Origin of the sequence: Streptomyces sp. NPDC007084 (assembly GCF_040703595.1) — a bacterium.
Classification (GTDB): domain Bacteria; phylum Actinomycetota; class Actinomycetes; order Streptomycetales; family Streptomycetaceae; genus Streptomyces.
Genome location: NZ_JBEYFY010000001.1, coordinates 88,516 through 114,827, shown reverse-complemented (window position 1 = coordinate 114,827; position 26,312 = coordinate 88,516). Strand labels below are relative to the sequence as shown.

Below are 26,312 nucleotides of genomic sequence, written 5' to 3'. Positions count from 1 at the left end.
GCTGACTGGGGCCGAGGCCCCAACTAGGGTGCGGCGAAAGCATTCCGGCACTTGGCCCACCGGCATTGCGATGTCGGTGGCGGGTGCCACAGTGGGGGAGTGACCAACGCCAGGACAGCCGTCGGAACCGGCCGCGTGCAGACCGGGGTCCCGCGGACAGCAGGGGGTGACGTCCGGTCGTGACCGGTATGGGTGTGGAGGTGGGCGCGCAGGCCGCGCGCTCCCGGGCTCTCGCCGTGCTGCGGATCCGCAGCCGGGCGCTGGCCGTCGCCCTGCTGCCCGCGGCCGTCGCCGTCGTGCTGCTCGTCGGTGGGGCCACCGGCCACATCGACGGCGGGCACTGGGGGATCACACGCTGGGTCGTGACGGGCCTCGCCGTCGTCGTGCTGCTCGCGGCGGCGGGCGTCGCGCTCGTCATCGCCCGCGCCCGGCCCGCGATGAGTCCCACGGTCCCGGTCTCCGAGGCCTCGGCCCCCGATCTGTACCGCATGGTCCGCGACCTGGCCGACCGCCTCGACGTCCCGGCCCCCTCGGCGATAGCCCTCACCCCGGACTGCGACAGCTGGCTGGAGGACCGCACCCACCGGGCACACGCCCGCTCCGCGCAGGACCCTGTCCGGGGCGGCGGCGAGGCGGCCGGCGGCGATACGGCGACCGGCGGCGCCGGTGGGGCGGGGGGCGCCGGTGGCGTCGACGGCATCGGCCGGACCGGCCGCTCCGGTGGGATCAGCCGGGCGGGTCTTGCCGGAGGTCGCGGCGCGGCCCGGTCGGCGAACGGCTCGCGCCGTGCCTCGGCCGCCGCCTCCGCCGCCCCGGTTCTCGTCATCGGCTCCCCCTTCCTGTGGTGGATGCGCGTCGGTGAGCTGCGCGCGGTCCTCGCACCGGTCGTCGCCGGTACGGGCCCGTCGGCCCACCCGGACATAGCCGCCGCCCGCCGTTTCGTACGGGGGCTGGACGCGGCCGTGGCCGTGACCTCGGAGCCCGGACGCGGCCCCCTGTCCCGCACGGTGCTGGCCGGGGTCGGCTGGGTGACCCGTCTCCTGCTGCGCGGTTGCCGGGTGCACGCCGCCGAGATGGAGCGGGGTGTGGCCGCCGCCGCGGCCGAGCGAGCCCAGGCCGTGGACTACGGCCTGCGGATCGTCGCCCAGGAGCAGGTGGGCCTCGCCTACGCGGGCTGGGACCGGCTCCTCACCCGGGTCGCGCTGCCCGCCTGGCGGATGGGCCGCTGGCCCTCCCGGCTGGACGTGGGAGTGGTCGCGGCGCTGACCGAGCTGTCCCGCCGCGACCGGCTGGCCGAGGGGTTCACCTCCCGGCTCGGTGAGCGGCCCGCCTGCGATCTGCTCGAAGAGCCCGGCTCGGTGGACGAGGCGACCTCGCTGCTGGCCGCCCGCCTCTTCCACGGCGGCCCCGCCGAAACCGGCCCCGACTGGGCGCCGGTCGACTGGCAGGACTATCCGGACGAGGTCGTCGACCGCACCTGGCGTACCGACGCGGCCCGTCTCCACCGCGTCCTGGACGCACTCGGCGTCCGGCACACCGCCGACCCCGGCCGGCCCGAGACCGGCGGCCCGACGCTGGCCCGCGTCCTGGACCACCTCGCCACCCCGCCGGAGGACCGCCCGGACCCGGACCCGGCCCCCGGCCAGGACCCGGCCCCCGCCCCGGAAACCGCCCTCGGTGTGCACGGTGCCGAGGCGTACGAGGGGCTCGGCGTACCCAAGGACGACAGCTCGGTCCTGCCCGCACCGGAGGACGAGCGCGACGACGCCGACCTGGTGGTCGTACCGGAGGGCGAGCGCGACGACCCGGACCTGATGGTCGTAGACGACCGGGACCTGATGGTCGTATCGGAGGGCGACGACGACCCGGACCTCGCCGTGGCGAACGAACGGACCGCCGCCCTCGCGGCCGGACTCACCGCCGAGGTGGCCCGCGAGGAGGCGGCCGCCCCGGCACCGCCCACCGGGGGAGCGGAGCAGCAGGGCCCCGATCACGCCCTGTGGGACGACGGGACCCTCCCGCTGTTCCCGCTCCAGCCACCCCGTACCGGCCGTGACCTGCTGGCCGACCACGTCACCGCGATGGTGTGCTGCGCCGCGATGGACACCGCCGGAGCGGCCCCCGGACTCGACTGGCTGGACGGCCCCTCGCTGCTCGTCGCCGGCGAGCGCGCGGCCGATCTCGGTCCCCGCGTCCTCACCCTCATAGAGACGGGAGACCCCGCACCCCTGCGGGAATGGCTCCGCCGACTCGGCGTCCGCCCGGAGAAACCGGTCCGCCTGGTCTGAGGACCCGCCTCCGAGCCACCGGGCTTACGGGTCACCGGTTCGTCCGGGTCGCCGGGTCGAACGGGTCACCGGTTCGTCCGGGTCGCCGGGTCGAACGGGTCACCGGTTCGTCCGGGTCACTGGGTCGTCCGGGCCAGCCGTGGTCCGGGGGAGTCCCCGGGTCCGGAGCCAGCCCTCAGCCAGCCGATGTCATCCGTTGATCCAAACCTGATCCAATCCAACCCCGAACTGCTCGGAATCCGCCCCCGCGCGAATCCGGTTTGTCCGCCCCGGCGCTCTACCGGCCGGTCGGACGCACACTGTTCGCAGCCCGTTTCCACGCCAGACGGAGCGCCCCGTTCCACTCACGTCAATTCGCGACGAACGGTGACGGGCCGCGTGCGTAATGTGATGTGCTGGGACCGATCGCGCGCAAGGGCAAGGGCTTGCCGAACGACGGGGGCACGAGGGAGGGGACCGGCATGGGGTCGGAGCAGATCCGCCGCTGGGAGTCGGGCGCACTCGCCCACGCCGTCACGGACCCCTTCGGTCAGGGCCCCGTCCCCTGGCTCCGCGGCAGCGAGACCTACTTCGACGACACCGGCCACGTCGTCCCCTGGTACCTGGACGCCGACACCGCGCCGCCCCCCTATCCCGAGGCCGGCGGCTCCCGTATCCCGGCGCCGCGCGCCACCTCGGGCACCCGCGCGCGCTCCGGCTCGGGCGGCCCCCGTTCCGCGGACGACGTGCACCGGCAGATCAAGGGGTTCACCACCACCGGCGCCGCGGCTCCGGGCGAGTCGATCGACTTCCACGTCACCGTCGACCCGCCACAGGAGTTCAGCGTCGACATCTACCGCATCGGCCACTACAGCGGTGACGGCGCCAGCAAGATCACCACGAGCCCCCGGCTCTCCGGCATCGTGCAGCCCCCGCCGCTCACCGCCGACCGGACGGTCTCCTGCCATCACTGGTGGCTGTCCTGGCGCTTGCAGATCCCGTCGTTCTGGAGCATCGGCGCGTACGTCGCCGTCCTGACCACCGTCGACGGCTACCGCTCCCACGTCCCCTTCACCGTGCGCAACGACCAGACCGCCGACCTGCTCCTGCTGCTCCCGGACGTGACCTGGCAGGCGTACAACCTGTATCCGGAGGACGGCCGCACCGGCGCCAGCCTCTACCACGCCTGGGACGAGCACGGCCGGCTGCTCGGCGAGGCCGACGCCGCCACGACCGTCTCCTTCGACCGTCCCTACGCCGGCGCCGGCCTCCCCCTGCACGTCGGCCACGCCTACGACTTCATTCGCTGGGCCGAGCGCTACGGCTACGACCTCGCCTACGCCGACGCCCGCGACCTGCACGCCGGACGCGTCGACCCCACCCGCTACCGGGGCCTGGTCTTCCCGGGCCACGACGAGTACTGGTCGCCGCAGATGCGCCGCACCACCGAGCGCGCCCGAGAACACGGCACCTCGCTGGTCTTCCTCTCCGCCAACACCATGTACTGGCAGGTGGAGTTGGGCCCCTCCCCGTCCGGCGTCCCCGACCGGCTGCTGACCTGCCGCAAACGCCGTGGTCCTGGCAAGCCCGCCCTGTGGCGCGAGATCGACCGTCCCGAACAGCAGCTCATCGGCATCCAGTACGCGGGCCGCGTACCCGAACCGCACCCGCTGGTCGTCCGCAACGCCGACCACTGGCTGTGGGAGGCGACCGGCGCCCACGAGGGCGACGAGATCGCGGGCATGGTCGCGGGAGAGGCGGACCGCTACTTCCCGCGCACCCCGCTGCCCGACCACCAGGCCCGCATCCTGCTCGCCCACTCCCCGTACCCGGACAGCGAGGGCGTCCCCCGCCACCAGGAGACCTCGCTGTACCGCGCTCCGTCCGGCGCCCTCGTCTTCGCGTCCGGCACGTTCGCCTGGTCCCCGGCGCTCGACCGGCCCGGCCACGTGGACACTCGTATCCAGCGGGCCACCGCCAATCTCCTCGACCGCATCTGCAAACACGACTGAGGAAGCCCGCCGCCCCGCACGCCGGACATCCCCAGGCACTTCCAGCCACCACAAGCGCGCCAGGCACCCCGGGCACGCCAGCCACCCAAGCACGCCAGGCACCCCGGGCACTCCCGGTCGCCCCCTGTCGAAGCCGCTCGTCCCATACGGGAGAATCGAGCCACTGAGACAAAACCACGGGGAGGAACCGTGTCCGGATTCGTCGAAAAGCCCGAGCCCCTTCAGGTGCCGGGTCTGGTGCATCTGCACACCGGCAAGGTGCGCGATCTGTACCAGAACGAGGCGGGCGACCTCGTGATGGTCGCCAGCGACCGCATCTCCGCCTACGACTGGGTTCTCCCCACCGAGATCCCCGACAAGGGCCGTACGCTCACCCGGCTCTCGCTGTGGTGGTTCGACCAGCTCGCCGAACTGGCGCCCAACCACGTGCTGAGCACCGAACTCCCGCCCGGCGCCCCCGCCGACTGGGCCGGCCGCACCCTGATCTGCAAGTCCCTCCGGATGGCCCCGGTCGAGTGCGTCGCCCGCGGCTATCTGACCGGCTCGGGCCTGGTCGAGTACAACGAGTCCCGCACCGTCTGCGGCCTCGCCCTCCCCGAGGGCCTCGTCGACGGCTCGGAACTCCCCTCGCCGATCTTCACCCCGGCCACCAAGGCCGCCGTCGGCGACCACGACGAGAACGTCTCCTACGAGGAGGTCGCCCGCCAGGTCGGCGCCGACACCGCCGCCGAACTGCGCCAGGCCACCCTCGCCATCTACGGCCGCGCCCGCGACATCGCCCGTGAGCGGGGCATCATCCTCGCGGACACCAAGTTCGAGTTCGGCTACGACGGGGACACCCTCGTCCTCGCCGACGAGGTGCTCACCCCGGACTCCTCCCGCTTCTGGCCCGCCGACTCCTGGGAGCCGGGCCGCGCGCAGCCGTCCTTCGACAAGCAGTACGTCCGCGACTGGCTGACCTCCCCGGAGTCCGGCTGGGACCGCAAGAGCGAGCAGCCGCCGCCGGCTCTCCCCGAGCACGTCGTGGAAGCCACCCGCGCCAAGTACATCGAGGCCTACGAACGCCTCACCGGCACAAGCTGGACCTGACATACGAAGAAGCCACACGAAGAAGCCCCCGACCTGAGGTCGGGGGCTTCTTTCGCTGAGCGGACGACGAGGCTCGAACTCGCGACCTCAACCTTGGCAAGGTTGCGCTCTACCAACTGAGCTACGTCCGCACTGCGCCGTGGCGCGACAGCTACTATACCCAACCTCTCCGGCGCGCGAGACGCACTGCCGCATGACAGTTCTCCGCCCCCAGCTTCGCCGCGGCCGACGACAGATAGTTCCGCACAGTCCCCTGCGACAGTGCCGCCCGCTCCGCGATCTCCGCCACGGGCGCCCCGTCGGCGGCCAATTCGAGCACCTCGGCCTCCCGGACGGTCAGCGGCGAGTCCCCGGCGGAGATCGCGTCGGCCGCCAACTCCGGGTCCACATAACGGTTTCCCGCATGCACCGTGCGGATGATCTCCGCGAGCCGCTGCGCACTGACCGTCTTCGGCACGAACCCCCGCACACCCGCCGCCAGCGCCCGCTTCAGATGCCCGGGTCTGCCATGACTCGTCACGATCAGCACCTGGCAGCCCGGCAGTTCGGCCCGCAGTGATGTGGCCACCCTCACACCGTCCGCCCCCGGCATCTGAAGATCCAGGACCGCGACATCCGGCACATGGGCCCGGGCCATCGCCAGCGCCTCCGGTCCGCTCGCCGCCTCGGCGACCACCACGAGGTCGTCCTCCAGCCCGAGCAACGCGGCCAGCGCCCCTCGGATCAGATGCTCATCATCGGCCAGCAACAACCGCACCGGAGCCGCGCCCACCGACTCCGCCTCGGCCAAAGCCGCCGCCGACGTCACCTCCGACGGGGGCGGAAGGGGCGATGGGGATGCGGGCGGGTACGTGAGCTGGGACGGGGGCGGAGGCGGCGATGCGGGTACCGCCGCCGGCACATCCTCGGGTACGGACGTCACGGCGCGGCCTCCCCCACCTGACCCGGCACGGACGCGACGGGCGGGTCAACACCGCTCGGCACGGACGCGGCCGACCGGTCATGACTGCTCGGCGCAGGCGCAGGCGCAGGCGCAGGCGCAGACGCAACCGGCCGGCCCTGACTTCCCGGCACGGACGACACCGACCGGCCCCGACTTCCCGACCGGCCCTGACTTCCCGGCACGGACGACACCGGCCGGTCATGACTGACGGGCGGGGATGACACCGGCCCGGCATGAAGCGGGACCTCCGCCGTCAGGCGGAAGAGCCCACCGCTCGCCCCGGCCCGCAGCACCCCGTCCACCTCGTCCAGCCGCTCCCGCAGCCCCACCAGCCCGGACCCGCCGCGCGGTTGAGCGTCCTCGCCGGCGTGGGGGAACGAGCCCTCCGTGTCCGGTGCTCCGTCGTTCTCGACCGTCAGTGTCACCAGGCCGTCCGCCACCCGCAGGGACACCGCGCAGTTCTCGGCATCTCCGTGGCGCAGGACGTTCGTCGTCGCCTCCCGTACGACCCACGCGAGCGCCGACTGCACCGGTACCGGCAGTTCCGCGTCCGCGCCGGTGACCGAGCAGTCGATGCCGGCCGCCGTCAACACCCCCTGTGCGCCGGAGAGTTCGACTCTCAGGTCGGCCTCGCGGTACCCCCGTACGACGGCGCGCACCTCGCGCTGGGACTCCCGGGCTATCCGCTGCACCTCCGTCATCTGGTCCACGGCCTGGGGCCGGCCGCGGCGGGCCAGTTGCACGGCCAGCTCGCTCTTGAGCGCGATGACCGCGAGGTTGCGGCCCATCACGTCGTGGAGGTCGCGGCCGAAGCGCAGCCGTTCCTCCGCGACGGCGAGGCGGGCGCGGGTCTCGCGGGCCGCGTCGAGTTCATAGACGGCGTTCAGCAGCCAGACCGAGAAGGCGGCGGTGAAGGTGAGGAACCCGGCGGTCAGCAGGACCGCGACGGCGGTGATCAGCGCGGCGGGGCCGGGAAAGCCGAGCGGGAAGGAGAGCGCTCCGGCCCCCGCGGCGGCGCCGACCACGGCGGAGGTCATCCGCCGCCGGTCCCGGGTGCCGAGGGCGAGCGTGCCCGTGCCGAACGCTATGACGCCGATGAAGAGCGAGGACGCCACCCGCAGCTCGTCGTCGGTCGCCGGCTGCCAGGCGGTGCCGGACAGGGCGACCGCCGCGAACGCCACCACGGCGGTACCCACGCCCAGCGCGAGCATCATCCGGCCGGGCTGCTCGCGGGTGCCGCGCGTCCAGTCCAACGACTGGGACGCGGTCACCGCGCAGAGCACGGCGTGCGCGCAGACCAGCAGGAACAGCGGCCAGGCCAGGGCCGCCGAGACGTTGCCGAAGATCGGCAGACCGAACGTGGCGACCTCGATCAGGGCGAAGAAGTGGAACGACCAGCGCGTGTACGTCTCGACCTTGGCCGGTGTGCTCTTGCCGTGCCACCAGCCGGTCGGCTTCTTCATGCCGGCCCCCGTGTCCGTGGTCATCGTCGTGGCTCCCAGCGGAACCATCGCCGTACAGCAAACACCGCGATCGCGGCCCAGGCCACCGCCGTGACGAGGGCGCCCAGGGTGTCGTGCGCGGAGAGGTGCCCGCTCCAGCCGCCGCGTATCAGGGTGATCACCGGGGTCAGCGGCAGCAGCTCGCAGAACGACGCCAGCCCGTCGGGCAGCATCTCCAGCGGGATGAAGGTCCCGGAACCGGCCAGGGACAGTAGCGTCAGCGGCATAGCGGCGACCTGGGCGCCCTCGATGCTTCTGCTGAAGCTCGCGGTGACGGCCGCGAGCGCCGGCCAGGTGACGAAGCCCAACAGCAGCCCCAGCAGGACGAGATGGGGCGCCCGGGGTGCCCCGATGCCGAGGGTCGGCAGGCAGGCGCCGGTGAGGATCAGGCACTGGGCGAGGCCTATCGCCATCGAGGGCAGGGCGGCGCCGAGGAGGATCTCCACGTCCCGTGGCTCGCCCGTGCGCAGCCGCTTGAGGACCAGCTCCTCGCGGCGGGCCGCGTACACACTCACCAGCGAGCTGTAGACCGCGAAGAGCAGGGCGAACCCGATCGAGGCGGGGAGCAGGATCGACCCGACGCTGAGTCCGGTGCCCTTCAGATCCATCTGGTCGATGGTCGAGCGGAGGCTGAAGGGCATGACCAGCGGCACGAACACCGCCGCCGCGAGCGTCGCCTTCGTACGGCCGAGCAGGGTCAGCTCGGCGCGGGCCAGCGCTCCCATCCGTCCCACCGCCGTGGTCCGGGCCGGCTCCGCGCCCGCCATGACCGCTGTGCCGCTCATGCCGCCGCCCCCTTCGTCCGGGTGCGGGCGCCCGCACCCGCCGGCTCCTGCCGGTGTCCGCCGTGTGCCTGTGCCTCCCGCGCTATGCGCAGGAACGCCTCCTCCAGTGAGGCCGAGCGCACATCGAGTCCCCGCAGCTCGACCCGCGCCCGCTCCGCCCACACCAGCAGGGCGGTCGCCGTCCGCTGCGGCTCGTTCGTCCGGAGTCTGATCATCCGTCCCGCCGTCTCGTGGCCGCTCACGCCGAGTTCGGCCAGTGGGGGCAGGTCGCCCGGGAAGTAGCCCTCGGGCAGTTCGAAGGAGATGCGCGACGGCTGGGCCGCGGTGACCTCGGCCGGTGTGCCGAGGGCGGCGACGCGGCCTTCGTGGAGGATCGCCAGCCGGTCGGCGAGGCCCTCCGCCTCTTCCAGATAGTGGGTGGTCAGCAGGACGGTGGTTCCCGAGTCGCGCAGCTCGCGGACCAACTCCCAGGTGCTCTGGCGGCCTTCCACGTCGAGACCGGTGGTGGGTTCGTCGAGGAAGAGGACTTCGGGGCGGCCGAGGAGCGCGAGCGCGAGGTCCAGGCGCCGCTTCTCGCCGCCGGACAACTGCTTGACCCGCACCCCGCTCCGGCGGGTGAGGCCGACCAGGTCCAGCGCCTCCCCGAGGGGCCGCGCGCCGCTGGTGCAGCCGGCCCACATGCGCAGGGTCTCCGCGACCGTCAGCTCGGAGGGGAAGCCGCCCTCCTGGAGCATCACGCCGATCCGGGGGCGCACGGACGCCTGCTCCCGGTAAGGATCGCGTCCGAGGACCCGCACCCGTCCGCCGGCCGGGGGTGCGAGGCCCTCGATCAGCTCGACGGTGGATGTCTTGCCCGCGCCGTTCGTCCCCAGGAGGGCGAACAGCTCGCCGCGGGCCACCGAGAAGGTGACGCCGCGCACCGCCTCGAAGTCTCCGTCCTCGCCCCCGTACACCCGGCGCAGGTCGGTGACTTCGATCACGTCATCATGCCCGTTCGCGTTCATGCCTTCAGCCTCCCCGCGGACCCGGCACGCGAGCAGTGCGCAGTGTCATCACTCCTCATGACAAATGTCAGATGACAGAGGAAGAGATCCGGGGAAGAAGCGGGCGATCCAGGGGGGGGCGGGGCGGGAGGAGTGTTTCGGCGCACACGCCGAAGGCCCCGGGCACACGGCGAAGGCCCCGGTCGACTGACCGGGGCCTTCGCTTCTGAGCGGACGACCAGGTTCGAACTGGCGACCTCAACCTTGGCAAGGTTGCGCTCTACCAACTGAGCTACGTCCGCATTGCCTCCGACCGGCTTCCACCGATCGGCGCGAGCACCACCCTACCTGATCGACAACCGTGATCGGTAAGAGGTGCGGAGCGGGTGACAGGAATTGCACACTGCGCCTTCCCCCTGGAAGGGGGATGTTCTACTACTGAACTACACCCGCACGACTTCGGGGTTTCGGCTTTCGGCCTTGCCCCTCGGCGTGTTCCAGACTCTAGCTGATCAGCGGGGGGTCAGCGCAAGTCGGTTGTCCGCGGGGTCCGGTGGCGGGCCCGCGTGGGTGCCCCCGGGGCGGGGGCCGCCGCTTCAGTGGGCCTCGGCGAACGCCTCGTAGACCTTCTTGGGGATGCGGCCGCGCGGCGGGACGTCCAGCTTGTTGGAGCGGGCCCAGGCGCGTACGGCGGCGGGGTCGGGGGTCAGCGCGGTGTGCGTGTAGGCCTTCCCGGACCTCGACTGCTTGCGGCCGGCCTCGACGTAGGGCGCGAGCACCTTACGCAGTTTCTTCGCATTGGCTGGATTGAGGTCGATCTCGTACGACTTGCCGTCGAGTCCGAAGGCGATCGTCTCCGCCGCTTCCGAGCCGTCGATGTCGTCAAAGAGAGTGACCACGACACGCTGCGCCACGAATATCGGTCCCTTCGCGCGACAGCTCTGCGATCAACGGTCATGACGTGCGCAGACGTCACGGAGTTGTCGGGGAGATGTCGACTGTCCGGCTGTTATTGGGCAAAGTATCGGCTAATGCCATTTCCTTTGTACAGTGCCCGGCATTGCATTGTGAAGCCCGACTAAATCCTTCCGCGTGTCCGGAGGCAATGGGCTCCCGTCGTTCTTCTGCGGTTTTTCCCAGGATTTTCCGCCGGAGACGCCTTGTCGATGCGGGATCGTGATCGGGGTCACGTAGGATTCTACGAATCTACGCGAGTAGAAATTTTGTACGGGTAGTCTGAAGGGACCTGCTCAGCACCACACACCGGGAGTGCCAGTGGCACGCGTCGTAGTCGACGTCATGCTCAAGCCGGAGATCCTCGACCCCCAGGGCCAGGCGGTGCAGCGTGCACTGCCGCGCCTCGGTTTCGAAGGCGTCTCCGACGTACGTCAGGGAAAGCGATTCGAACTGGAAGTGGACGGACCGGTGGACGACGCCGCGCTCGCCCGCATCCACGAACTCGCGGAATCCTTCCTCGCCAACACCGTGATCGAGGACTTCACCGTCAAGGTCGAGGAAGTCGCGGAGGCCGGAAAGTGACCGCTCGTATTGGAGTCGTCACCTTTCCGGGCAGCCTCGACGACCGCGACACGCAGCGCGCGATCCGGCTGGCGGGTGCCGAACCCGTCGCTCTCTGGCACAAGGACAAGGACCTCAAGCAGGTCGACGCCGTGGTGCTGCCCGGCGGTTTCTCGTACGGCGACTATCTGCGGGCCGGTGCCATCTCGCGCTTCTCGCCGGTGATGGAGACCGTCATCGAGCAGGCGAAGTCCGGAATGCCGGTTCTCGGCATCTGCAACGGCTTCCAGGTCCTCACCGAGGCGCACCTCCTTCCCGGCGCGATGCTCGGCAACAACCACCTCCACTTCATCTGCCGCGACCAGAAGCTGCGGGTGGAGAACGCGGAGACCGCTTGGACCGCCGACTACGCGTCCGGCCAGGAGATCCACATCCCGCTGAAGAACATGGACGGGCGGTACGTCGCCGACGCGCGCACCCTCGACATGCTGGAGGCCGAGGGCCGGGTCGCGTTCCGCTACCTGGACGTCAACCCGAACGGCTCGCTGCGCGACATCGCCGGCATCACGAACGAGGCGGGCAACGTCGTCGGTCTGATGCCGCACCCGGAGCACGCCGTCGAGCCGCTCGTCGGCTCCGGCCGCACCGACGGCCTCCCCTTCTTCACCTCGATCCTCAAGAAGCTGGTCAACGCATGAGCCGCACGCCTCTGGACACGGTCGAGAACGCGGCCGCGACCCCCGACGTCGAGCTGCCCTGGGCCGAACTGGGCCTGAAGAAGGACGAGTACGAGCGGGTGGTGGAGATCCTCGGCCGCCGCCCGACCGGCGCCGAACTCGCCATGTACTCCGTCATGTGGTCCGAGCACTGCTCCTACAAGTCCTCCAAGGTCCACCTCCGCCAGTTCGGCGAGAAGGCCCCCCAGTCCGACGCGCTGCTCGTCGGCATCGGTGAGAACGCCGGCGTCGTCGACGTCGGCCAGGGCTACGCGGTCACCTTCAAGGTCGAGTCGCACAACCACCCGTCCTACGTCGAGCCCTACCAGGGCGCGGCCACCGGCGTCGGCGGCATCGTCCGCGACATCATCGCGATGGGCGCCCGCCCGGTCGCCGTCGTGGACCCGCTGCGCTTCGGCGCCGCCGGCCACCCCGACACCAAGCGCGTACTGCCGGGCGTCGTCGCGGGCATCGGCGGCTACGGCAACTGCCTGGGCCTGCCCAACATCGGCGGCGAGGTCGTCTTCGACGCCTGCTACCAGGGCAACCCGCTGGTCAACGCCGGTGCCATCGGCGTCATGCGGCACGAGGACATCCACCTCGCGAAGGCGTCCGGGGCCGGCAACAAGGTCATCCTGTACGGGGCCCGCACGGGCGGTGACGGCATCGGCGGCGCGTCGATCCTCGCCTCGGAGACCTTCGACGACGCCAAGCCCTCGAAGCGCCCCGCCGTCCAGGTCGGCGACCCCTTCCAGGAGAAGCTCCTCATCGAGTGCACCCTGGAGGCCTTCGCCGAGAAGCTCGTCGTCGGCATCCAGGACCTCGGCGCCGCCGGACTGTCCTGCGCCACCAGCGAGCTGGCCTCCAACGGCTCCGGCGGTATGCGGGTCACCCTGGACGACGTACCGCTGCGCGACTCCACGCTCTCGCCCGAGGAAATCCTCATGAGCGAGTCGCAGGAACGCATGTGCGCGGTCGTCGAGCCGGAGAAGGTCGACCGGTTCCTGGAGATCTGCGACAAGTGGGACGTCATCGCCACCGTCATCGGTGAGGTCACCGACGGCGACCGGCTGGAGATCTTCTGGCACGGCGGCAAGATCGTCGACGTCGACCCGCGCACGGTCGCGCACGACGGCCCGGTCTACGAACGCCCCTACGCCCGCCCCTCCTGGCAGGACGCGCTCCAGGCCGACGACGCGGGCAAGCTGCCCCGCCCCGCGACGAGCGCCGAGCTGAAGGAGCAGGTCCTGCGGCTCGTCTCCTCCCCGAACCAGGCCTCCAAGTCCTGGATCACCTCCCAGTACGACCACTTCGTGCAGGGCAACACCGTGCTGGCGCAGCCCGAGGACTCGGGCATGATCCGCATCGACGAGGAGACCGGGCTCGGTGTCGCCATCGCGACCGACGGCAACGGCCGCTACGCCAAGCTCGACCCGTACGCCGGCGCGCAGCTCGCGCTCGCCGAGGCGTACCGGAACGTCGCGACCACCGGTGCCAAGCCGCTCGCCGTCTCCGACTGCCTGAACTTCGGCTCGCCCGAGGACCCGGCGGTCATGTGGCAGTTCGCCGAGGCGATCCGCGGACTGGCCGACGCCTGCCTGCAGTTGGGCACTCCGGTGACCGGCGGCAACGTCTCGCTGTACAACCAGACCGGCGAGGCCGCCATCCACCCGACGCCCGTGGTGGCCGTGCTGGGCGTCATCGACGACGTCGCCCGCCGCACGCCGGTCGCCTTCCAGGAAGAGGGCCAGCTTCTCTACCTGCTCGGCGAGACCCGTGAGGAGTTCGGCGGCTCGGCCTGGTCCCAGGTTGTCCACGACCACCTGGGCGGTCTGCCCCCGCGGGTCGACCTGGAGCGCGAGCGGCTGCTCGCCGAGATCCTCATCTCCGCCTCGCGCGACGGGATGATCGACTCCGCGCACGACCTGTCCGACGGCGGTCTCATCCAGGCCGTGGTCGAGTCGGCGCTCCAGGGCGGCAAGGGGGCTCGGCTGATCGTCCCCGACGGTCTCGACGCGTTCACCTTCCTCTTCTCGGAGTCGGCGGGCCGCGCGGTCGTCGCCGTCCCGCGCTCCGAGGAGCTGCGCTTCAACGACATGTGCGGTGCCCGGGGTCTGCCCGTCACCCGTATCGGTGTCGTCGACGGTGACGCGGTCGACGTGCAGGGCGAGTTCGCGCTCTCCCTGGCCGAACTGCGCACGGCGCACGAGGACACGATCCCGGCGCTGTTCAAGTAGCCGGCCGATCCGCGCGAAGGCCCCGTCCGGAGTCCGGGCGGGGCCTTCGCCTGTCCGGCCCTGCGATGCCGCGCCGCACACCGGCCGCCGGGGGCTTGACCGGCCCCTGGCCTCCTGGTCCGCGGCGCCGCGCTCAGGCCGTGGCGGGCTGCTCCTCCCGGGGCTGCCCGGGTATGGAGCCGGTGCCGGGCCGACCGCCGCCGGACCCCGGCAGCCGCAGCGCCAGCGCCACGCCGACCGCCAGGAGCGCGGCGGCTCCCCAGAAGACCATGTCCATCGCGGAGACGAAGGCGCGCACCCCGTCGGTGTGGGCCTGTCCGGTGAGGCGGGCGAGGGAGCCGATGTCGCCGCCGGGTCCGTCGGCCGCGTACAGGCGGGCGAGGACGGTGCCGAAGACCGCGGTGCCGAGGGCGCTGCCCAGGGTCTGGAAGAAGCGGACGCCCGTGGTGGCGATGCCCAGTTGGCTGCGCGGTGCCGCGTCCTGTACGAGCAGGACGAGCTGGCCCACGAGCTGCCCGAACCCGGCGCCGAACAGCAGGAGTTCGGCGCGGATCAGCCAGAGGGAGGTGTCGGGGCCGATGCCGGACAGGGCGACGAAGGCGAGCAGGGTGGTGACCGTGCCGCTGATGGTGAAGGTGCGGGCCGACCAGCCGCGCTCGGTGAGGCGCCCGGAGAGGATGCCGACGGCTGTCATGCCGGCCGCCATGGGCAGCAGGTAGAGGCCGGCGGCGGAGGCGCCGATGCCCCGGGCCACCTGGAGATAGACCAGCACGTAGTAGATGGCGCACATCATCGAGGCGCCGACGATGCCCTGGATGGCGAAGCCGAGGCGCAGCTCCGGAACCCTGAACAGGGAGAGCGGCAGCACCGGTTCGGGCGCCCGGGTCTGGCGCCACAGGAACAGGGCGAGCGTCGCCGCGGAGGTGAGCAGCAGCCCCATGACGACGGGGGAGGTCCACGCGTACTCCTTGCCGCCCCAGTCGGTGACCAGCAGCAGGGAGCCGGCGAACGCGGCGGCCAGGGCGGCGCCCGCGTAGTCGATCGGGCGGCGGACGGGGCGCTCGGGGAGCTTGAGGACGAAGGCGGACGCGATCAGTACGGCGACGCCGATCGGCAGGTTGACGTAGAAGATCCAGCGCCAGCTCGCGTGGTCCGCGAGCAGGCCGCCCAGCCATGGGCCGACGGCCATGCCGCCGCCGGCGACGACCCCGCCCAGATTGCCCGCCTTGCCTCCGTCCTTCTCGCCGGGGCCCTTGAGGTGCGCGATCACCACCATGGTCACGCTCATCAGACCGCCGCCGCCGAGGCCCTGTACCGCGCGGGCCGCGATGAGCTGGCCCATCGACTGGGCGGCACCGCACAGCGCGGAGCCGACCAGGAAGGTGGCGACGGCGCCGGTGAAGACCCGCTTGGGGCCGAGGACGTCGCACAGCTTCCCGTAGAGCGGGAGCATCGCGGCGGAGGCCAGCGCGAACGAGCTGACCAGCCACGGGATCTTGTCGACACCGTGCTCCGGGTCGAGGTCGCGGACGATCGGGACGGTCGCCGCCGAGACGATCTGGAGGTCGAGGATGGCCAGCACGATCGTGACGAGGCAGACCAGGAAGCCGAGGGAGCGCTGCCGGTCCGTCATGCCGGGTCCGGGGCCCTCCGGCCGCCCGGCAGACGGAGGCGCCGGGACGCCGGTCTCAGCCCCGGCCCTCTCGGTCCCGGCCCCTTGCGTAGAGCCCCCCTGGGTCCCGGTCCCTTGCGTAGAGCCCCCCTGGCTCCCAGCCCCTTGCCCAGCGGCCCCCTCGGTCCCGGCGTCGGCCGGCTTGCCCTGCGCTGTTGTGGACATGCGTGACTCCCCCTCGACAGCGGCGGGTTCGGGCCCGCCGGTTGCGTTGGCACCACCATGCCCGAGATTTGTGTATCCGGTCAATGTTTTCTCCCGGATCAAATTTCATCCTGGTACAGTCATGACATGGCGGAGACGATGGGACTGCGGGAGCGCAAGAAGCGGCAGACGGCCATGCGGATATGGCAGACCGCCGTGGAGCTGTTCGTGGAGCGCGGGTTCGACGCCGTCTCCGTCGCGGAGATCGCCGAAGCCGCAGAGGTCTCCAAGATGACGGTGTTCAACTACTTCGGGACCAAGGAGGATTTGGTCTTCCGCCCCATGGAGGAGCACTTCGGGGACGCCGCCCGCGCGGTCCGCGAGCGCGACCGCGGAGAGTCCGCCGTGGACGCGGTGCGCCGCCAGTTCCTGGAGATGATCGAGGCCCGCGACCCGGCGATCGGGCTGAACCCGGAGCCGTTCGCCCGCACGTTGCGCACCCTCGTGGTCGAGACGCCCGCCCTGCGTGAGCGCGCTCTCATCGCCTCCCACCGGGGTGAGGAGGAGCTGATCAGGACCCTCGCCGAGGAGAGCGACGACCCCGTGCTCGCGGCCATCGCCGCGGCCCAACTGATGAGCGCCCGGAACGCGCTGATCGAGGCTCACCACCGCCGTATCAACGAGGGCGAGAGCCCCGAGTCGGTCGCCGAGGACGCCGCCGACCAGGCCAACCGCGCCTTCGACCTGATCGAGAGAGGCCTCGGCGGCTACGCGGTCCGGGAGTAGCCGCCGGCAACCGCCTCCCGCCCCGGCCGGACAGCCCTTCCCACGCGGGCTCGGAACCCCTCCCGCCCCGACCGGGAGAAACCCCGCTCCCCGGGCGCACCCGCCCGCCCCGCCCGGGAGAAACCCCGCCCACCCGGGCGCACCCTCCCGCCCCAGCCGGGAGAACCCCACGCCCCCGGGGGCGCACCCGCCCGCCGCCCCGACCGAAATCACCACCCGCCCCGACCGAAATCACCACCCGCCCCGACCGAAATCACCACCCGCCCCGACCGAAATCACCACCCGCCCCGACCGGAACAGCTTCCCGCCCCGACCGGAACCACCACCCACCCCCCGACCCCTCCCCGAAACCCCTCCCACCCCCCGAAATCCCCCCACCCCCTCCACCACCCCACCCCCCGGTCCTAGGGTGAGATTCATGCCCCCCGCCAAGAAGCGCGCCCGTGTCTACGACTCCGTCAAGATCCGCGCGGCCGTCCTCGCCCAGTTCGGGAACGTGCGCGACGGCGTACGCGCCCTCGGTGACGAGCGGTTGGCGCTGCCCACGCACCTCGGCGGCTGGACCGTGCGGGACCTCGCGGCGCACGTCACCTCGGCCGTCGAGAGCGTCAGCCGCGCCCTCGACCGGCCCGAACCCACCGCCCGGGAACTGTCGCCGCTCGACTGGCCGTTCGCCACCGCCGCCCGGGCCGCCGACATCGCCGACGACACCCGGGACCTCGCCGCGCGGACCCCCGACCTCGACGCGCTCTATGCCGACGCCGGGCGGCGGATCGCCGAACGCCTGGCCACCGCCACGGACGGCAGGCTGCTCGCCACACGCACCGGCGCGATGACCCTCGCCGACTACCTCGTCACCCGGACCGTCGAACTCGTCGTGCACACCGACGACCTGAACCGCGCGGTCCCCGGTCTCGACATCCCGTACGACCGCCAGGCCCTCGCCGCGTGCACCCGCCTCCTCGCCGACGCGCTCGCCGTGAAGGCGCCCGGCGCGTCCACGGAGGTGCGGGTTCCGCCGTACGCCGTCGTGCAGTGCGTGCAGGGGCCCCGGCACACCCGTGGCACCCCGCCGAACGTGGTGGAGACGGACCCGCTGACCTGGATCCGGCTCGCCACCGGACGTACGGAGTGGAAGACGGCGCTCGACGAGGCCAAGGTCAGCGCCAGCGGCGAACGAGCCGACCTCGCCGCCCTGCTGCCCCTCATGGGCTGAACCCCGGGCCCCCGACCCCCCCGGGGTACCCGGCCCCAAAAAAAGGGAACCCCGACCCCCACCTCTCCCGTCCCATCCCCATGGACAAGCAGCGAACGACCCTCGGTGTCCTGACCCTGCTTCCCCTCGCCGTGGCCTGCGGTGCCCAGACGGCGGGGAGCGGTTCCGTCGCGGCGGGGCCGCCGGTGACCGGGGTCCACTGGTCGGTCGACAGCCTCACCGTGGACGGAGAGACCGCGAAGGCACCGCCCGGCGCCTATCTGAAGATCGGCGAGGACGGCCGCGTCAGCGGCAGCCTCGGCTGCAACGGCTTCGGCTCGAAGGCCACCTTCAAGGGCGACCGGGTCACCTTCGGCACGCTCCGGACCACCGAGATGGGCTGCGCGAAGGGCCCCGCCCGCTTCGAACGGGACCTCGGCCGCACGATCACCGCCCAGGACACGTTCACCGCGAAGACCCGCGGCGACCGGCTCACCCTCACCGCCGACAGCGGCGACCGGGTCAGCCTCACGAAGGAACGGGACGCGCCCCTGCGCGGCACGAAGTGGACGGTCACCGCGCTCGGCGACAAGAACGCGGCCCATTCCCTCCCGAAGGGGACGGACGCGTACTTCGTCCTCGGCGAGAACGGCACCCTCGGCGGCCGTCTCGGCTGCAACCACGTCTCCGCCCGTGCCACCGTCCGCGACGGACATATCACCCTCGGACCGGCCCGGACCACCCGCATGATGTGCGACCGCTCACTCATGAGGACCGAGAAGACCCTGCTGGAGCTATTCGACGGGCGCGTCTCGTACACGGTGGATCACCGTGGCGCCACGCTGACCAGCGGAAACGGCACAACCGTGCACGCGGTGGCCGCCCAGTGATCCATTCGGGTCCGGTATCCCCAATTCGGACCAGTGGTCGATCTCGCCTACACTCGGTGCCGTGCCACGTGGTGACGGTCGACTCAATCATGATCTGCTCCCCGGTGAGAAAGGCCCCCAGGACGCTTGCGGCGTCTTCGGTGTCTGGGCTCCGGGCGAAGAGGTCGCCAAGCTCACTTACTTCGGGCTCTACGCCCTCCAGCATCGGGGTCAGGAATCCGCGGGAATCGCGGTCAGCAACGGCTCCCAGATCCTCGTCTTCAAGGACATGGGCCTCGTGTCCCAGGTCTTCGACGAGACCTCTCTCGGTTCGCTCCAGGGTCATATCGCGGTCGGTCACGCCCGCTACTCGACCACCGGCGCCTCCGTGTGGGAGAACGCCCAGCCGACGTTCCGTGCCACCGCGCACGGCTCCATCGCGCTCGGCCACAACGGCAACCTGGTCAACACGGCGCAGCTCGCCGAGATGGTCGCCGACCTGCCCAAGCAGGAGGGCCGCACCACCCGGGTGGCGGCCACCAACGACACCGACCTGCTCACCGCGCTCCTCGCGGCCCAGGTCGACGAGGACGGCAAGCCGCTGACCGTCGAGGAGGCCTCCGCGAAGGTCCTCCCGCAGGTCAAGGGCGCCTTCAGCCTCGTCTTCATGAACGAGCACACGCTCTACGCCGCCCGTGACCCGCAGGGCATCCGCCCGCTGGTCCTCGGCCGGCTGGAGCGCGGCTGGGTGGTGGCCTCCGAGTCCGCCGCCCTGGACATCTGCGGCGCCAGCTATGTGCGCGAGATCGAGCCGGGCGAGTTCGTCGCCATCGACGAGAACGGCCTGCGCAGCTCCCGATTCGCGGAAGCGAAGCCCAAGGGCTGTGTCTTCGAGTACGTGTACCTGGCCCGCCCGGACACGGACATCGCCGGCCGGAACGTGTACCTCTCGCGTGTCGAGATGGGCCGCAAGCTCGCCAAGGAAGCGCCGGTCGAGGCCGACCTGGTGATAGCGACCCCGGAGTCGGGCACGCCCGCCGCGATCGGTTACGCGGAGGCATCCGGCATCCCGTTCGGCGCCGGCCTGGTCAAGAACGCGTACGTCGGCCGGACCTTCATCCAGCCCTCGCAGACCATCCGCCAGCTCGGCATCCGGCTCAAGCTCAACCCCCTCAAGGAAGTCATCAAGGGCAAGCGTCTGGTCGTCGTCGACGACTCGATCGTGCGCGGCAACACCCAGCGCGCCCTGGTCCGCATGCTCCGCGAGGCGGGCGCGGCCGAGGTCCACATCCGGATCTCCTCGCCGCCCGTGAAGTGGCCCTGCTTCTTCGGCATCGACTTCGCGACCCGCGCCGAGCTGATCGCCAACGGCATGACCATCGAGGAGATCGGCACCTCGCTCGGCGCCGACTCCCTGTCGTACATCTCCATCGACGGCATGATCGAGGCCACGACCATCGACAAGCCGAACCTGTGCCGCGCCTGCTTCGACGGCGAGTACCCGATGGAGCTGCCCGACCCCGAGCTGCTCGGCAAGCAGCTCCTGGAGACCGAGCTGGCCGCGGGTCCCGCAGCCACGGCCGCGGCTGACGCCATCCGTCGCCCGTAAGTGCCGCAGAGCCCCGTTTCACCAACCCGAAAGATCCCAGGCGATGTCTTCTGTGTCTGATCAGTCACCTCCGGCCACGGGCAGTGCCTCCGGTGCCTCCTACGCGGCCGCCGGCGTCGACATCGAGGCCGGCGACCGCGCCGTGGAGCTGATGAAGGAGTGGGTGAAGAAGACGCGGCGCCCCGAGGTCCTCGGCGGCCTCGGCGGATTCGCCGGCCTCTTCGACGCCTCCGCCCTCAAGCGGTTCGAGCGCCCGCTGCTCGCCTCGGCCACCGACGGCGTGGGCACCAAGGTCGACGTGGCCCGCCGGCTCGGCGTGTACGACACCATCGGCCACGACCTGGTCGCCATGGTCATGGACGACATCGTCGTGTGCGGTGCCGAGCCGCTCTTCATGACCGACTACATCTGCGTGGGCAAGGTCCACCCCGAACGGGTGGCGGCCATCGTGAAGGGCATCGCCGAGGGCTGTGTCCTCGCGGGCTGTGCCCTGGTGGGCGGCGAGACGGCCGAGCACCCCGGTCTGCTCGGCCCGGACGACTTCGACGTCGCCGGCGCCGGTACGGGCGTGGTCGAGGCCGACCGGCTGCTCGGCCCGGACCGCATCCGGACGGGTGACGCGGTGATCGCCATGGCGGCCTCCGGTCTTCACTCGAACGGGTACTCGCTGGTCCGGCACGTCCTGCTCGACCGGGCGAAGCTCGGCCTGGAGCAGCACATCGAGGAGTTCGGCCGCACGCTCGGCGAGGAGCTGCTGGAACCCACCAAGATCTACTCGCTGGACTGTCTGGCGCTCACCCGGACCACCGAGGTGCACGCGTTCAGCCACATCACCGGCGGCGGCCTGGCGGCCAACCTGGCCCGGGTGATCCCGGACGGCCTGCACGCGGTCGTCGACCGGGAGACCTGGACCCCGGCCCCGGTCTTCGACCTGGTCGGCCGGACGGGTGACGTCGAGCGCCTGGAGCTGGAGAAGACGCTGAACATGGGCGTCGGCATGATGGCGATCGTCCCCGAGGAGTCCGCCGAGGTCGCCCTCGCCACCCTCGCGGACCGCGGGGTGGACGCCTGGATCGCCGGTGAGATCACCGAGCGCGGCGACCACGCGACGGGCGCGGAGCTGATCGGCGACTACGCGAAGTAGACGCGAGGCCAGATGAAGCAGACGCGGTGCCCCGGGGCGGTGAAAGGCCCCGGGGCAGCACGAAACCCGGTCCGGCGCTGAGGCCCCGGACCGGGTGAAGTGCAGTCACTACGAGAAATCCGCCAGGCGGGAGCCACCGGAAAAACGCTTCAGGAGACCCGCTGAGAAGATCGCGGAAACTGCGAGGGACGCTGGTGCGTCAAGCGCCGCGACGTTGCGACTGAGGACCGGACTGGTCGTCGTCGTCCTCATCGTCGTCGTTGTAGAGATCCGCGTACTGCGCGTACGGGTCGTCTTCCTCGTCGTCGTCCTCGAACGGCTCGCCATTCGGCGGCTGGCTCGAAGTCGAAGCGCCCAGCTCATTGGCCAGACGCGAGAGGTCAGTCCCGCCGCTGCTGTACTTCAGCTGGCGGGCGACCTTCGTCTGCTTGGCCTTTGCCCGGCCGCGCCCCATGGCTCGACCCCCTCGGATACGGGGCTCGACGGCCCCAGAGTCTTGACACGCGTTCATGATCTGGAACGGACTCTCCATGGAGAGACCGGTCCGTAGGGCTTCCACGGTACCTGAGCCCGCGCCCATACGGTACGTCGCCCGCACCACGCGCCCTTGTCCCGAACCGGCGAAGAGCCCCGTCCTCGCTGGTCAACCGCGATTTTAACCTCTTCTTGGCGCCCGACCCGCCGACAGACGTGAGAGTTGTCTCCCCGACAGCCGTCGGCGGGTCCCTGACAAGCACTTATGGCTCCGGAAAGGTCCCCGGAACCGGCCCGGAAAGGGGTCAGCGGGGGCGTGCCTCCGCCATCCGCTGCTCGGCGATCCGGTCGGCTGCGGCGGCCGGCGGAATACCGTCTTCCTTCGCACGTGCGAATATAGCCAGCGTGGTGTCGAAGATCTTCGCCGCCTTGGCCTTGCACCGGTCGAAGTCGAAGCCGCGCAGCTCGTCGGCGACCTGGATGACACCGCCCGCGTTCACCACGTAGTCGGGGGCGTAGAGGATGCCGCGGTCGGCGAGATCCTTCTCCACGCCCGGGTGCGCGAGCTGGTTGTTGGCCGCCCCGCACACCACCCGCGCGGTCAGCGCCGGCACGGTCTCGTCGTCGAGCGCGCCGCCCAGCGCGCACGGCGCGTAGATGTCCAGGCCCTCGGTGCGGATCAGCGTCGCGGTGTCGGCGACGGCCGTGACGCCGGCCGGGTGCTGGTCCAGGATCCGCCGTACGGATTCGGCCCGCACGTCCGTGATCACGACCTCGGCGCCGTCCGCCCGCAGGTGGTCGACCAGGTGGTGGCCCACCTTGCCGACGCCCGCGACGCCGACCTTGCGGCCGCGCAGGGTCGGATCGCCCCACAGGTGCTGCGCGGAGGCGCGCATGCCCTGGAACACGCCGAAGGCGGTGAGCACCGACGAGTCGCCCGCGCCGCCGTTCTCCGGGGAGCGCCCGGTCGTCCAGCGGCACTCGCGCGCCACGACGTCCATGTCGGCCACATAGGTGCCGACGTCGCAGGCCGTGACGTACCGGCCGCCGAGCGAGGCGACGAACCGGCCGTAGGCGAGGAGCAGCTCCTCGGTCTTGATCTGCTCGGGGTCCCCGATGATCACGGCCTTGCCGCCGCCGTGGTCGAGACCGGCCAGGGCGTTCTTGTACGACATCCCGCGGGCGAGGTTGAGCGCGTCGGCGACGGCCTCGGCCTCGTTCGCGTACGGGTAGAAGCGCGTGCCGCCGAGGGCCGGGCCCAGGGCGGTGGAGTGGAGGGCGATGACGGCCTTCAGGCCGCTGGCGCGGTCCTGGCAGAGCACGACTTGCTCATGACCGCCCTGGTCCGAGTGGAACAGGGTGTGCAGTACATCAGCAGGCGCGCCGGTTACGTCGGTCACTGTGGTGACTCCCAGGTAATGAGCGGCGGTTGGGTGCGGGGCCCGTGCGGATGGCGGGCTCCGTGGGCATGAGAGTAGGGCCTGCGCCGACCCGCCTTCGGCGCAGTGTTCAGGATCACCCACCGACGGGGTACGGCCATGGTTCGATTTGCATAGATTTCTCTTCAGGTCGTGAGCGGTTCTCGCTGGTTTTCCCGGTGGTCGTCGGGGGAGGGAGCAGGCGTGCCCAAGGTGTCCGCGGTGATCGTGCCGTACGCGTCGTATCTGCGTGTGTACGAGCCGCTCGCCGCATTCCCGGAGCCGGAGCGCGGCCACTGGGCGCGCTACGCCCGGCGCACCGAGCGCCCCTCCTACCAGGACGAACTGCGCCGCTCGCTGGCCGACTTGCTGCCCACCCCGCCGGTGCCCGTGCCGGTGCACGAGAGCGCCGACGCGTTCGTGGCCGAGGTGGACGGGGAGGCCTGTGTCTGCCCCTGGCGCACCCGGCTGCGCGGCTGGCAGGCGCTGGACGGGATCGGCGAGGAACTGCCCGCTTCGGTCCTCGACGCGGTGCTGCCGCCGCTGGTGCGCCGTCAGGCCGCCCTCGACTACGAGCGCTGGCTGGCCCGCAACCCCGACGCCCGCCCGTGGATCCGCACCTCGACCTGGCAGGTGCCGCTGAACTGGTTCGTGCTCGTCTCCGAGGAGGAGCGGGAGTACGACAAGGGGGCGGGCCCGGGGGGCGCCGCGCCGCGGCTGCGCTACCGGACGCCGATGGTGCAGGCCCGCCGGCGCACGGCACGGGCGCTGCGCACGCTCCGGGACGCCCTGGACGAGGGGCCGCTGATCGACGGCCTGGTGGACGTGGGGCGCTGGCTGGAGGAGTTCCATCCGCGGTCCCTTGTCGAGCTGGACTACGGCGGCCTGGTGCACGCGCTGCCGGCCGGGCATCTGGAGGACGACCACTCGGCCGCGGACGTCGCCGAGGGCATCGAGGCGCTGCGCACCGGGGACGGGGCGAAGGCGGGCGAGGCGTACGGGCGGCTGGTGGAGCGCTGGCGGACGGTCAGGGACCGCCGCTCGGCGAACTGACCGAACCGGTCAAGCGGGATACTTCGGGATCGTTCATCCCAAAGGGCTGTTCCGGTGGATTCGGGTGGGACGGGAGGGACTCCTGCGCCCGTCGGCCGGTGTGATCTGCTTCTCACAGGAACGGTCTCGAACTCGCGTATGGTCCTCACACGCTGAAGAACCCTCACTCCAGGACGTAGGTCCCGATACGGGCTTATGCGTCAACGGGTGCCAAGCGTGATGGATGGCACTTACCTGGCTCTTGCATCGCTTGCCCCTCCTCGTGCCAAAATAGGACAAGGAGTCCGGGGGAGGGCTCCGTCCGCCCACGTATGGGTGGAATCTCAGCATTGCACGCTATGGGGGGTCTGATGACTCCTGACGCCACTGTGACTGATCGTCACAGTGGCGTGACTGTCCGCTATGGCATGGTCCATCGGCTTCCGTCGCTGATGAACACCTGGGAGGGCAATTCCATCGGTTTGGCCGACGCGGCTGGACGGATGGTGTAGTTGTAGTGCCGAGGACAAGCCGTTCGTCCTATAACCGACTCGACTCGCGTCCGCCATTTCGGGCAACGCGGGTCAAGGTGCAGAATTTAGAGGAAAGAACCGAGAAGGTTCGGTTCTCCCGAGGAGGCCGCTCATGACCGCTCGCACCCCTGATGCCGAGCCGCTGCTGACCCCGGCTGAGGTCGCCACGATGTTCCGCGTCGACCCCAAGACGGTCACGCGGTGGGCGAAGGCCGGCAAGCTTACGTCCATCCGCACGCTCGGCGGACACCGCCGTTACCGCGAGGCTGAGGTCCGCGCACTGCTCGCGGGCATCCCGCAGCAGCGCAGCGAGGCCTGAACCACCGCATAACCGGACAACCCGCCGGACCCCCCAATCCGCCGAAGCGTCCGAACCACAGCTCCAAGCGACGCGGGTTCTGCCCCAACAGGGCCCACGCCCCGGCTTTTTCACCATCTGAACAGGGTGCGTCGTAGATCGCGCTGGACTCCGCCGGGTCCAGCGCGATCTTTTTTGTGCGCTCGGCGGGCCCCCGCGACCGGCCGGTGAGCGGCCTTGTCGGAGTCTGGGGGCGGGTGTCGGATCGGCTGTGAACAGCCTCGACGACAGGTGCAATTGCACATATTAAATTGACTCGTTGTAGGAGGGGGGTAAGTTCCGCACTTCTGAAAACCTATGCGGTGACTCCCGTCACATGCCAGAGTCCTTGTCGCGTACGAGCCTTCTGCGCTAGTGGAGTTGGGGCCGCTCGTGCCTGCTCCACCGTCAAGCCTCGCACCGCCGCGCGCTCTTGGCCGGAGGCGTTGGTCACCCGGCCGGGGGGCTTTCGTCCTCCGGGGCGCTCTCGGGGTCCCGCGCGCCGGCCGGAGCGGGTTCCATGGCCAGCCGCAGGAGGCGATGACAGACCGGGCAGTGCCGCGTCAGATGGCGGTAGCCGGAGGCAGCCGCCAGATGGGCTCGGAGCAGGGCACGGGTCTCGTGCCGGGCGGACACCGCCATACGCACCTCCAGGGGCCGGCAGGGCGCGCGAGCCCTGACTTCCGGAGTACCCGGTGGAATGTGACGCCGTCAAGGAGCGGGGGCGCGTCCTGGGGGCGGCCGTTGGGGCACCGGCGGGCGCACACGGGGCGGTGACCGGAGCAAAGCGCGGGGCGGCGATCCCTGCGCCCGGAGACTGGCGCGCGGAGTCGGGAGCCCGGAGCCCGGCGGGCGGAGTCCGGCACACGGGATGCGGCGCGCGGTGAGAGGCGTGCGGCGAGAGGTGATCCGCGCGGTGCAACGCGGAAGGCCCGGAGCCGAAGCTCCGGGCCTTCTCTACTGCGGTCCTGACGGGATTTGAACCCGCGGCCTCCACCTTGACAGGGTGGCGAGCACTCCAAACTGCTCCACAGGACCAGGTTTCGC

Annotated in this window: 22 protein-coding genes and 4 tRNA genes; 13 read left to right on the top strand and 13 right to left on the bottom strand. The window is 71.2% G+C overall.

Annotated features, from left to right (window positions below; translation table 11 throughout):
• Positions 1-188: 188 nt before the first annotated feature.
• From AB0912_RS00585 to AB0912_RS00575, 3 genes are all read left to right on the top strand, one after another.
• Positions 189-2,288: a hypothetical protein gene (locus AB0912_RS00585; RefSeq protein WP_366695673.1), complete on the top strand. Its 2,100-nt coding sequence runs from the start codon at positions 189-191 to the stop codon at positions 2,286-2,288.
• 461 nt (positions 2,289-2,749) lie between these two features.
• Positions 2,750-4,279, top strand: a complete 1,530-nt coding sequence (locus AB0912_RS00580) for a N,N-dimethylformamidase beta subunit family domain-containing protein (protein WP_366695225.1) — start codon at positions 2,750-2,752, stop codon at positions 4,277-4,279.
• Between the two features lie 189 nt (positions 4,280-4,468).
• Entirely contained in the window at positions 4,469-5,368 is a 900-nt protein-coding gene (locus tag AB0912_RS00575) for a phosphoribosylaminoimidazolesuccinocarboxamide synthase (RefSeq protein ID WP_366695223.1), read from the top strand.
• A gap of 58 nt (positions 5,369-5,426) precedes the next feature.
• On the opposite strand, the gene AB0912_RS00570 is transcribed toward AB0912_RS00575, so the two are convergent.
• From AB0912_RS00570 to AB0912_RS00535, 8 genes are all read right to left on the bottom strand, one after another.
• Positions 5,427-5,499 (bottom strand) — tRNA-Gly (locus tag AB0912_RS00570).
• Between the two features lie 23 nt (positions 5,500-5,522).
• Positions 5,523-6,140 carry a response regulator transcription factor gene (locus tag AB0912_RS00565; RefSeq protein WP_366695671.1) on the bottom strand — a complete coding sequence of 206 codons (618 nt, stop codon included), beginning with the start codon at positions 6,138-6,140 and terminating at the stop codon, positions 5,523-5,525.
• Positions 6,141-6,286: 146 nt separating this feature from the next.
• A complete protein-coding gene (locus tag AB0912_RS00560; protein WP_366695669.1) occupies positions 6,287-7,774 on the bottom strand; it encodes a sensor histidine kinase in 1,488 nt (495 codons plus the stop codon).
• A gap of 20 nt (positions 7,775-7,794) precedes the next feature.
• Positions 7,795-8,598 carry an ABC transporter permease gene (locus tag AB0912_RS00555; RefSeq protein WP_366695221.1) on the bottom strand — a complete coding sequence of 268 codons (804 nt, stop codon included), beginning with the start codon at positions 8,596-8,598 and terminating at the stop codon, positions 7,795-7,797.
• A complete protein-coding gene (locus AB0912_RS00550; protein WP_366695219.1) occupies positions 8,595-9,602 on the bottom strand; it encodes an ABC transporter ATP-binding protein in 1,008 nt (335 codons plus the stop codon). Before AB0912_RS00550 ends, AB0912_RS00555 begins: the two co-directional genes overlap by 4 nt.
• A gap of 208 nt (positions 9,603-9,810) precedes the next feature.
• A tRNA-Gly gene (locus AB0912_RS00545) sits at positions 9,811-9,883 on the bottom strand.
• A gap of 79 nt (positions 9,884-9,962) precedes the next feature.
• Positions 9,963-10,034, bottom strand: a tRNA-Gly gene (locus tag AB0912_RS00540).
• Positions 10,035-10,177: 143 nt separating this feature from the next.
• Complete coding sequence (locus AB0912_RS00535) at positions 10,178-10,495, bottom strand: Lsr2 family protein (RefSeq protein WP_366695217.1); 318 nt, start codon at positions 10,493-10,495, stop codon at positions 10,178-10,180.
• 361 nt (positions 10,496-10,856) lie between these two features.
• Between AB0912_RS00535 and purS the strand changes: the two genes are divergently transcribed.
• Genes purS through purL form a run of 3 tightly spaced genes read left to right on the top strand, consistent with a single transcriptional unit; the run spans position 10,857 to position 14,052 of the window.
• Positions 10,857-11,120 carry a phosphoribosylformylglycinamidine synthase subunit PurS gene (gene purS, locus AB0912_RS00530; RefSeq protein WP_005482678.1) on the top strand — a complete coding sequence of 88 codons (264 nt, stop codon included), beginning with the start codon at positions 10,857-10,859 and terminating at the stop codon, positions 11,118-11,120.
• Entirely contained in the window at positions 11,117-11,797 is a 681-nt protein-coding gene (gene purQ, locus AB0912_RS00525; protein ID WP_366695215.1) for a phosphoribosylformylglycinamidine synthase subunit PurQ, read from the top strand. The genes purS and purQ overlap by 4 nt, the downstream gene beginning before the upstream one ends.
• Entirely contained in the window at positions 11,794-14,052 is a 2,259-nt protein-coding gene (gene purL / locus AB0912_RS00520; RefSeq protein WP_366695213.1) for a phosphoribosylformylglycinamidine synthase subunit PurL, read from the top strand. The genes purQ and purL overlap by 4 nt, the downstream gene beginning before the upstream one ends.
• Positions 14,053-14,185: 133 nt before the next feature.
• Here purL and AB0912_RS00515 read toward each other — a convergent pair whose 3' ends face one another.
• Positions 14,186-15,685, bottom strand: a complete 1,500-nt coding sequence (locus AB0912_RS00515) for an MFS transporter (protein WP_366695211.1) — start codon at positions 15,683-15,685, stop codon at positions 14,186-14,188.
• A 330-nt stretch (positions 15,686-16,015) separates the two neighbouring features.
• Between AB0912_RS00515 and AB0912_RS00510 the strand changes: the two genes are divergently transcribed.
• The 5 genes from AB0912_RS00510 (at position 16,016) to purM (ending at position 21,471) form a co-directional block, all read left to right on the top strand.
• Positions 16,016-16,654: a helix-turn-helix domain-containing protein gene (locus tag AB0912_RS00510; RefSeq protein ID WP_366695209.1), complete on the top strand. Its 639-nt coding sequence runs from the start codon at positions 16,016-16,018 to the stop codon at positions 16,652-16,654.
• A gap of 418 nt (positions 16,655-17,072) precedes the next feature.
• Entirely contained in the window at positions 17,073-17,870 is a 798-nt protein-coding gene (locus AB0912_RS00505; RefSeq protein ID WP_366695207.1) for a sterol carrier family protein, read from the top strand.
• An 80-nt stretch (positions 17,871-17,950) separates the two neighbouring features.
• Positions 17,951-18,739 carry an META domain-containing protein gene (locus tag AB0912_RS00500; protein WP_366695205.1) on the top strand — a complete coding sequence of 263 codons (789 nt, stop codon included), beginning with the start codon at positions 17,951-17,953 and terminating at the stop codon, positions 18,737-18,739.
• A 61-nt stretch (positions 18,740-18,800) separates the two neighbouring features.
• Entirely contained in the window at positions 18,801-20,327 is a 1,527-nt protein-coding gene (gene purF / locus AB0912_RS00495) for an amidophosphoribosyltransferase (RefSeq protein WP_366695203.1), read from the top strand.
• Positions 20,328-20,370: 43 nt separating this feature from the next.
• Positions 20,371-21,471: a phosphoribosylformylglycinamidine cyclo-ligase gene (gene purM, locus AB0912_RS00490; protein ID WP_366695201.1), complete on the top strand. Its 1,101-nt coding sequence runs from the start codon at positions 20,371-20,373 to the stop codon at positions 21,469-21,471.
• A 199-nt stretch (positions 21,472-21,670) separates the two neighbouring features.
• On the opposite strand, the gene AB0912_RS00485 is transcribed toward purM, so the two are convergent.
• A complete protein-coding gene (locus tag AB0912_RS00485; protein ID WP_164369483.1) occupies positions 21,671-21,925 on the bottom strand; it encodes a DUF3073 domain-containing protein in 255 nt (84 codons plus the stop codon).
• A gap of 325 nt (positions 21,926-22,250) precedes the next feature.
• Positions 22,251-23,345 carry a Glu/Leu/Phe/Val dehydrogenase dimerization domain-containing protein gene (locus AB0912_RS00480; protein WP_366695199.1) on the bottom strand — a complete coding sequence of 365 codons (1,095 nt, stop codon included), beginning with the start codon at positions 23,343-23,345 and terminating at the stop codon, positions 22,251-22,253.
• 222 nt (positions 23,346-23,567) lie between these two features.
• On the opposite strand from AB0912_RS00480, the gene AB0912_RS00475 reads away from it, so the two are divergent.
• Positions 23,568-24,416 (top strand): hypothetical protein, encoded by an 849-nt coding sequence (locus AB0912_RS00475; protein ID WP_366695197.1) that lies wholly within the window; start codon positions 23,568-23,570, stop codon positions 24,414-24,416.
• Positions 24,417-25,040: 624 nt separating this feature from the next.
• On the top strand, positions 25,041-25,247 hold the full coding sequence (gene bldC / locus AB0912_RS00470; RefSeq protein ID WP_003949541.1) for a developmental transcriptional regulator BldC: 207 nt from the start codon (positions 25,041-25,043) through the stop codon (positions 25,245-25,247).
• 468 nt (positions 25,248-25,715) lie between these two features.
• Here the strand turns inward: bldC and AB0912_RS00465 are convergent, their stop codons facing one another.
• On the bottom strand, positions 25,716-25,907 hold the full coding sequence (locus tag AB0912_RS00465; protein WP_366695195.1) for a DUF6274 family protein: 192 nt from the start codon (positions 25,905-25,907) through the stop codon (positions 25,716-25,718).
• 321 nt (positions 25,908-26,228) lie between these two features.
• Positions 26,229-26,303 (bottom strand) — tRNA-Asp (locus tag AB0912_RS00460).
• Positions 26,304-26,312 lie beyond the last annotated feature (9 nt).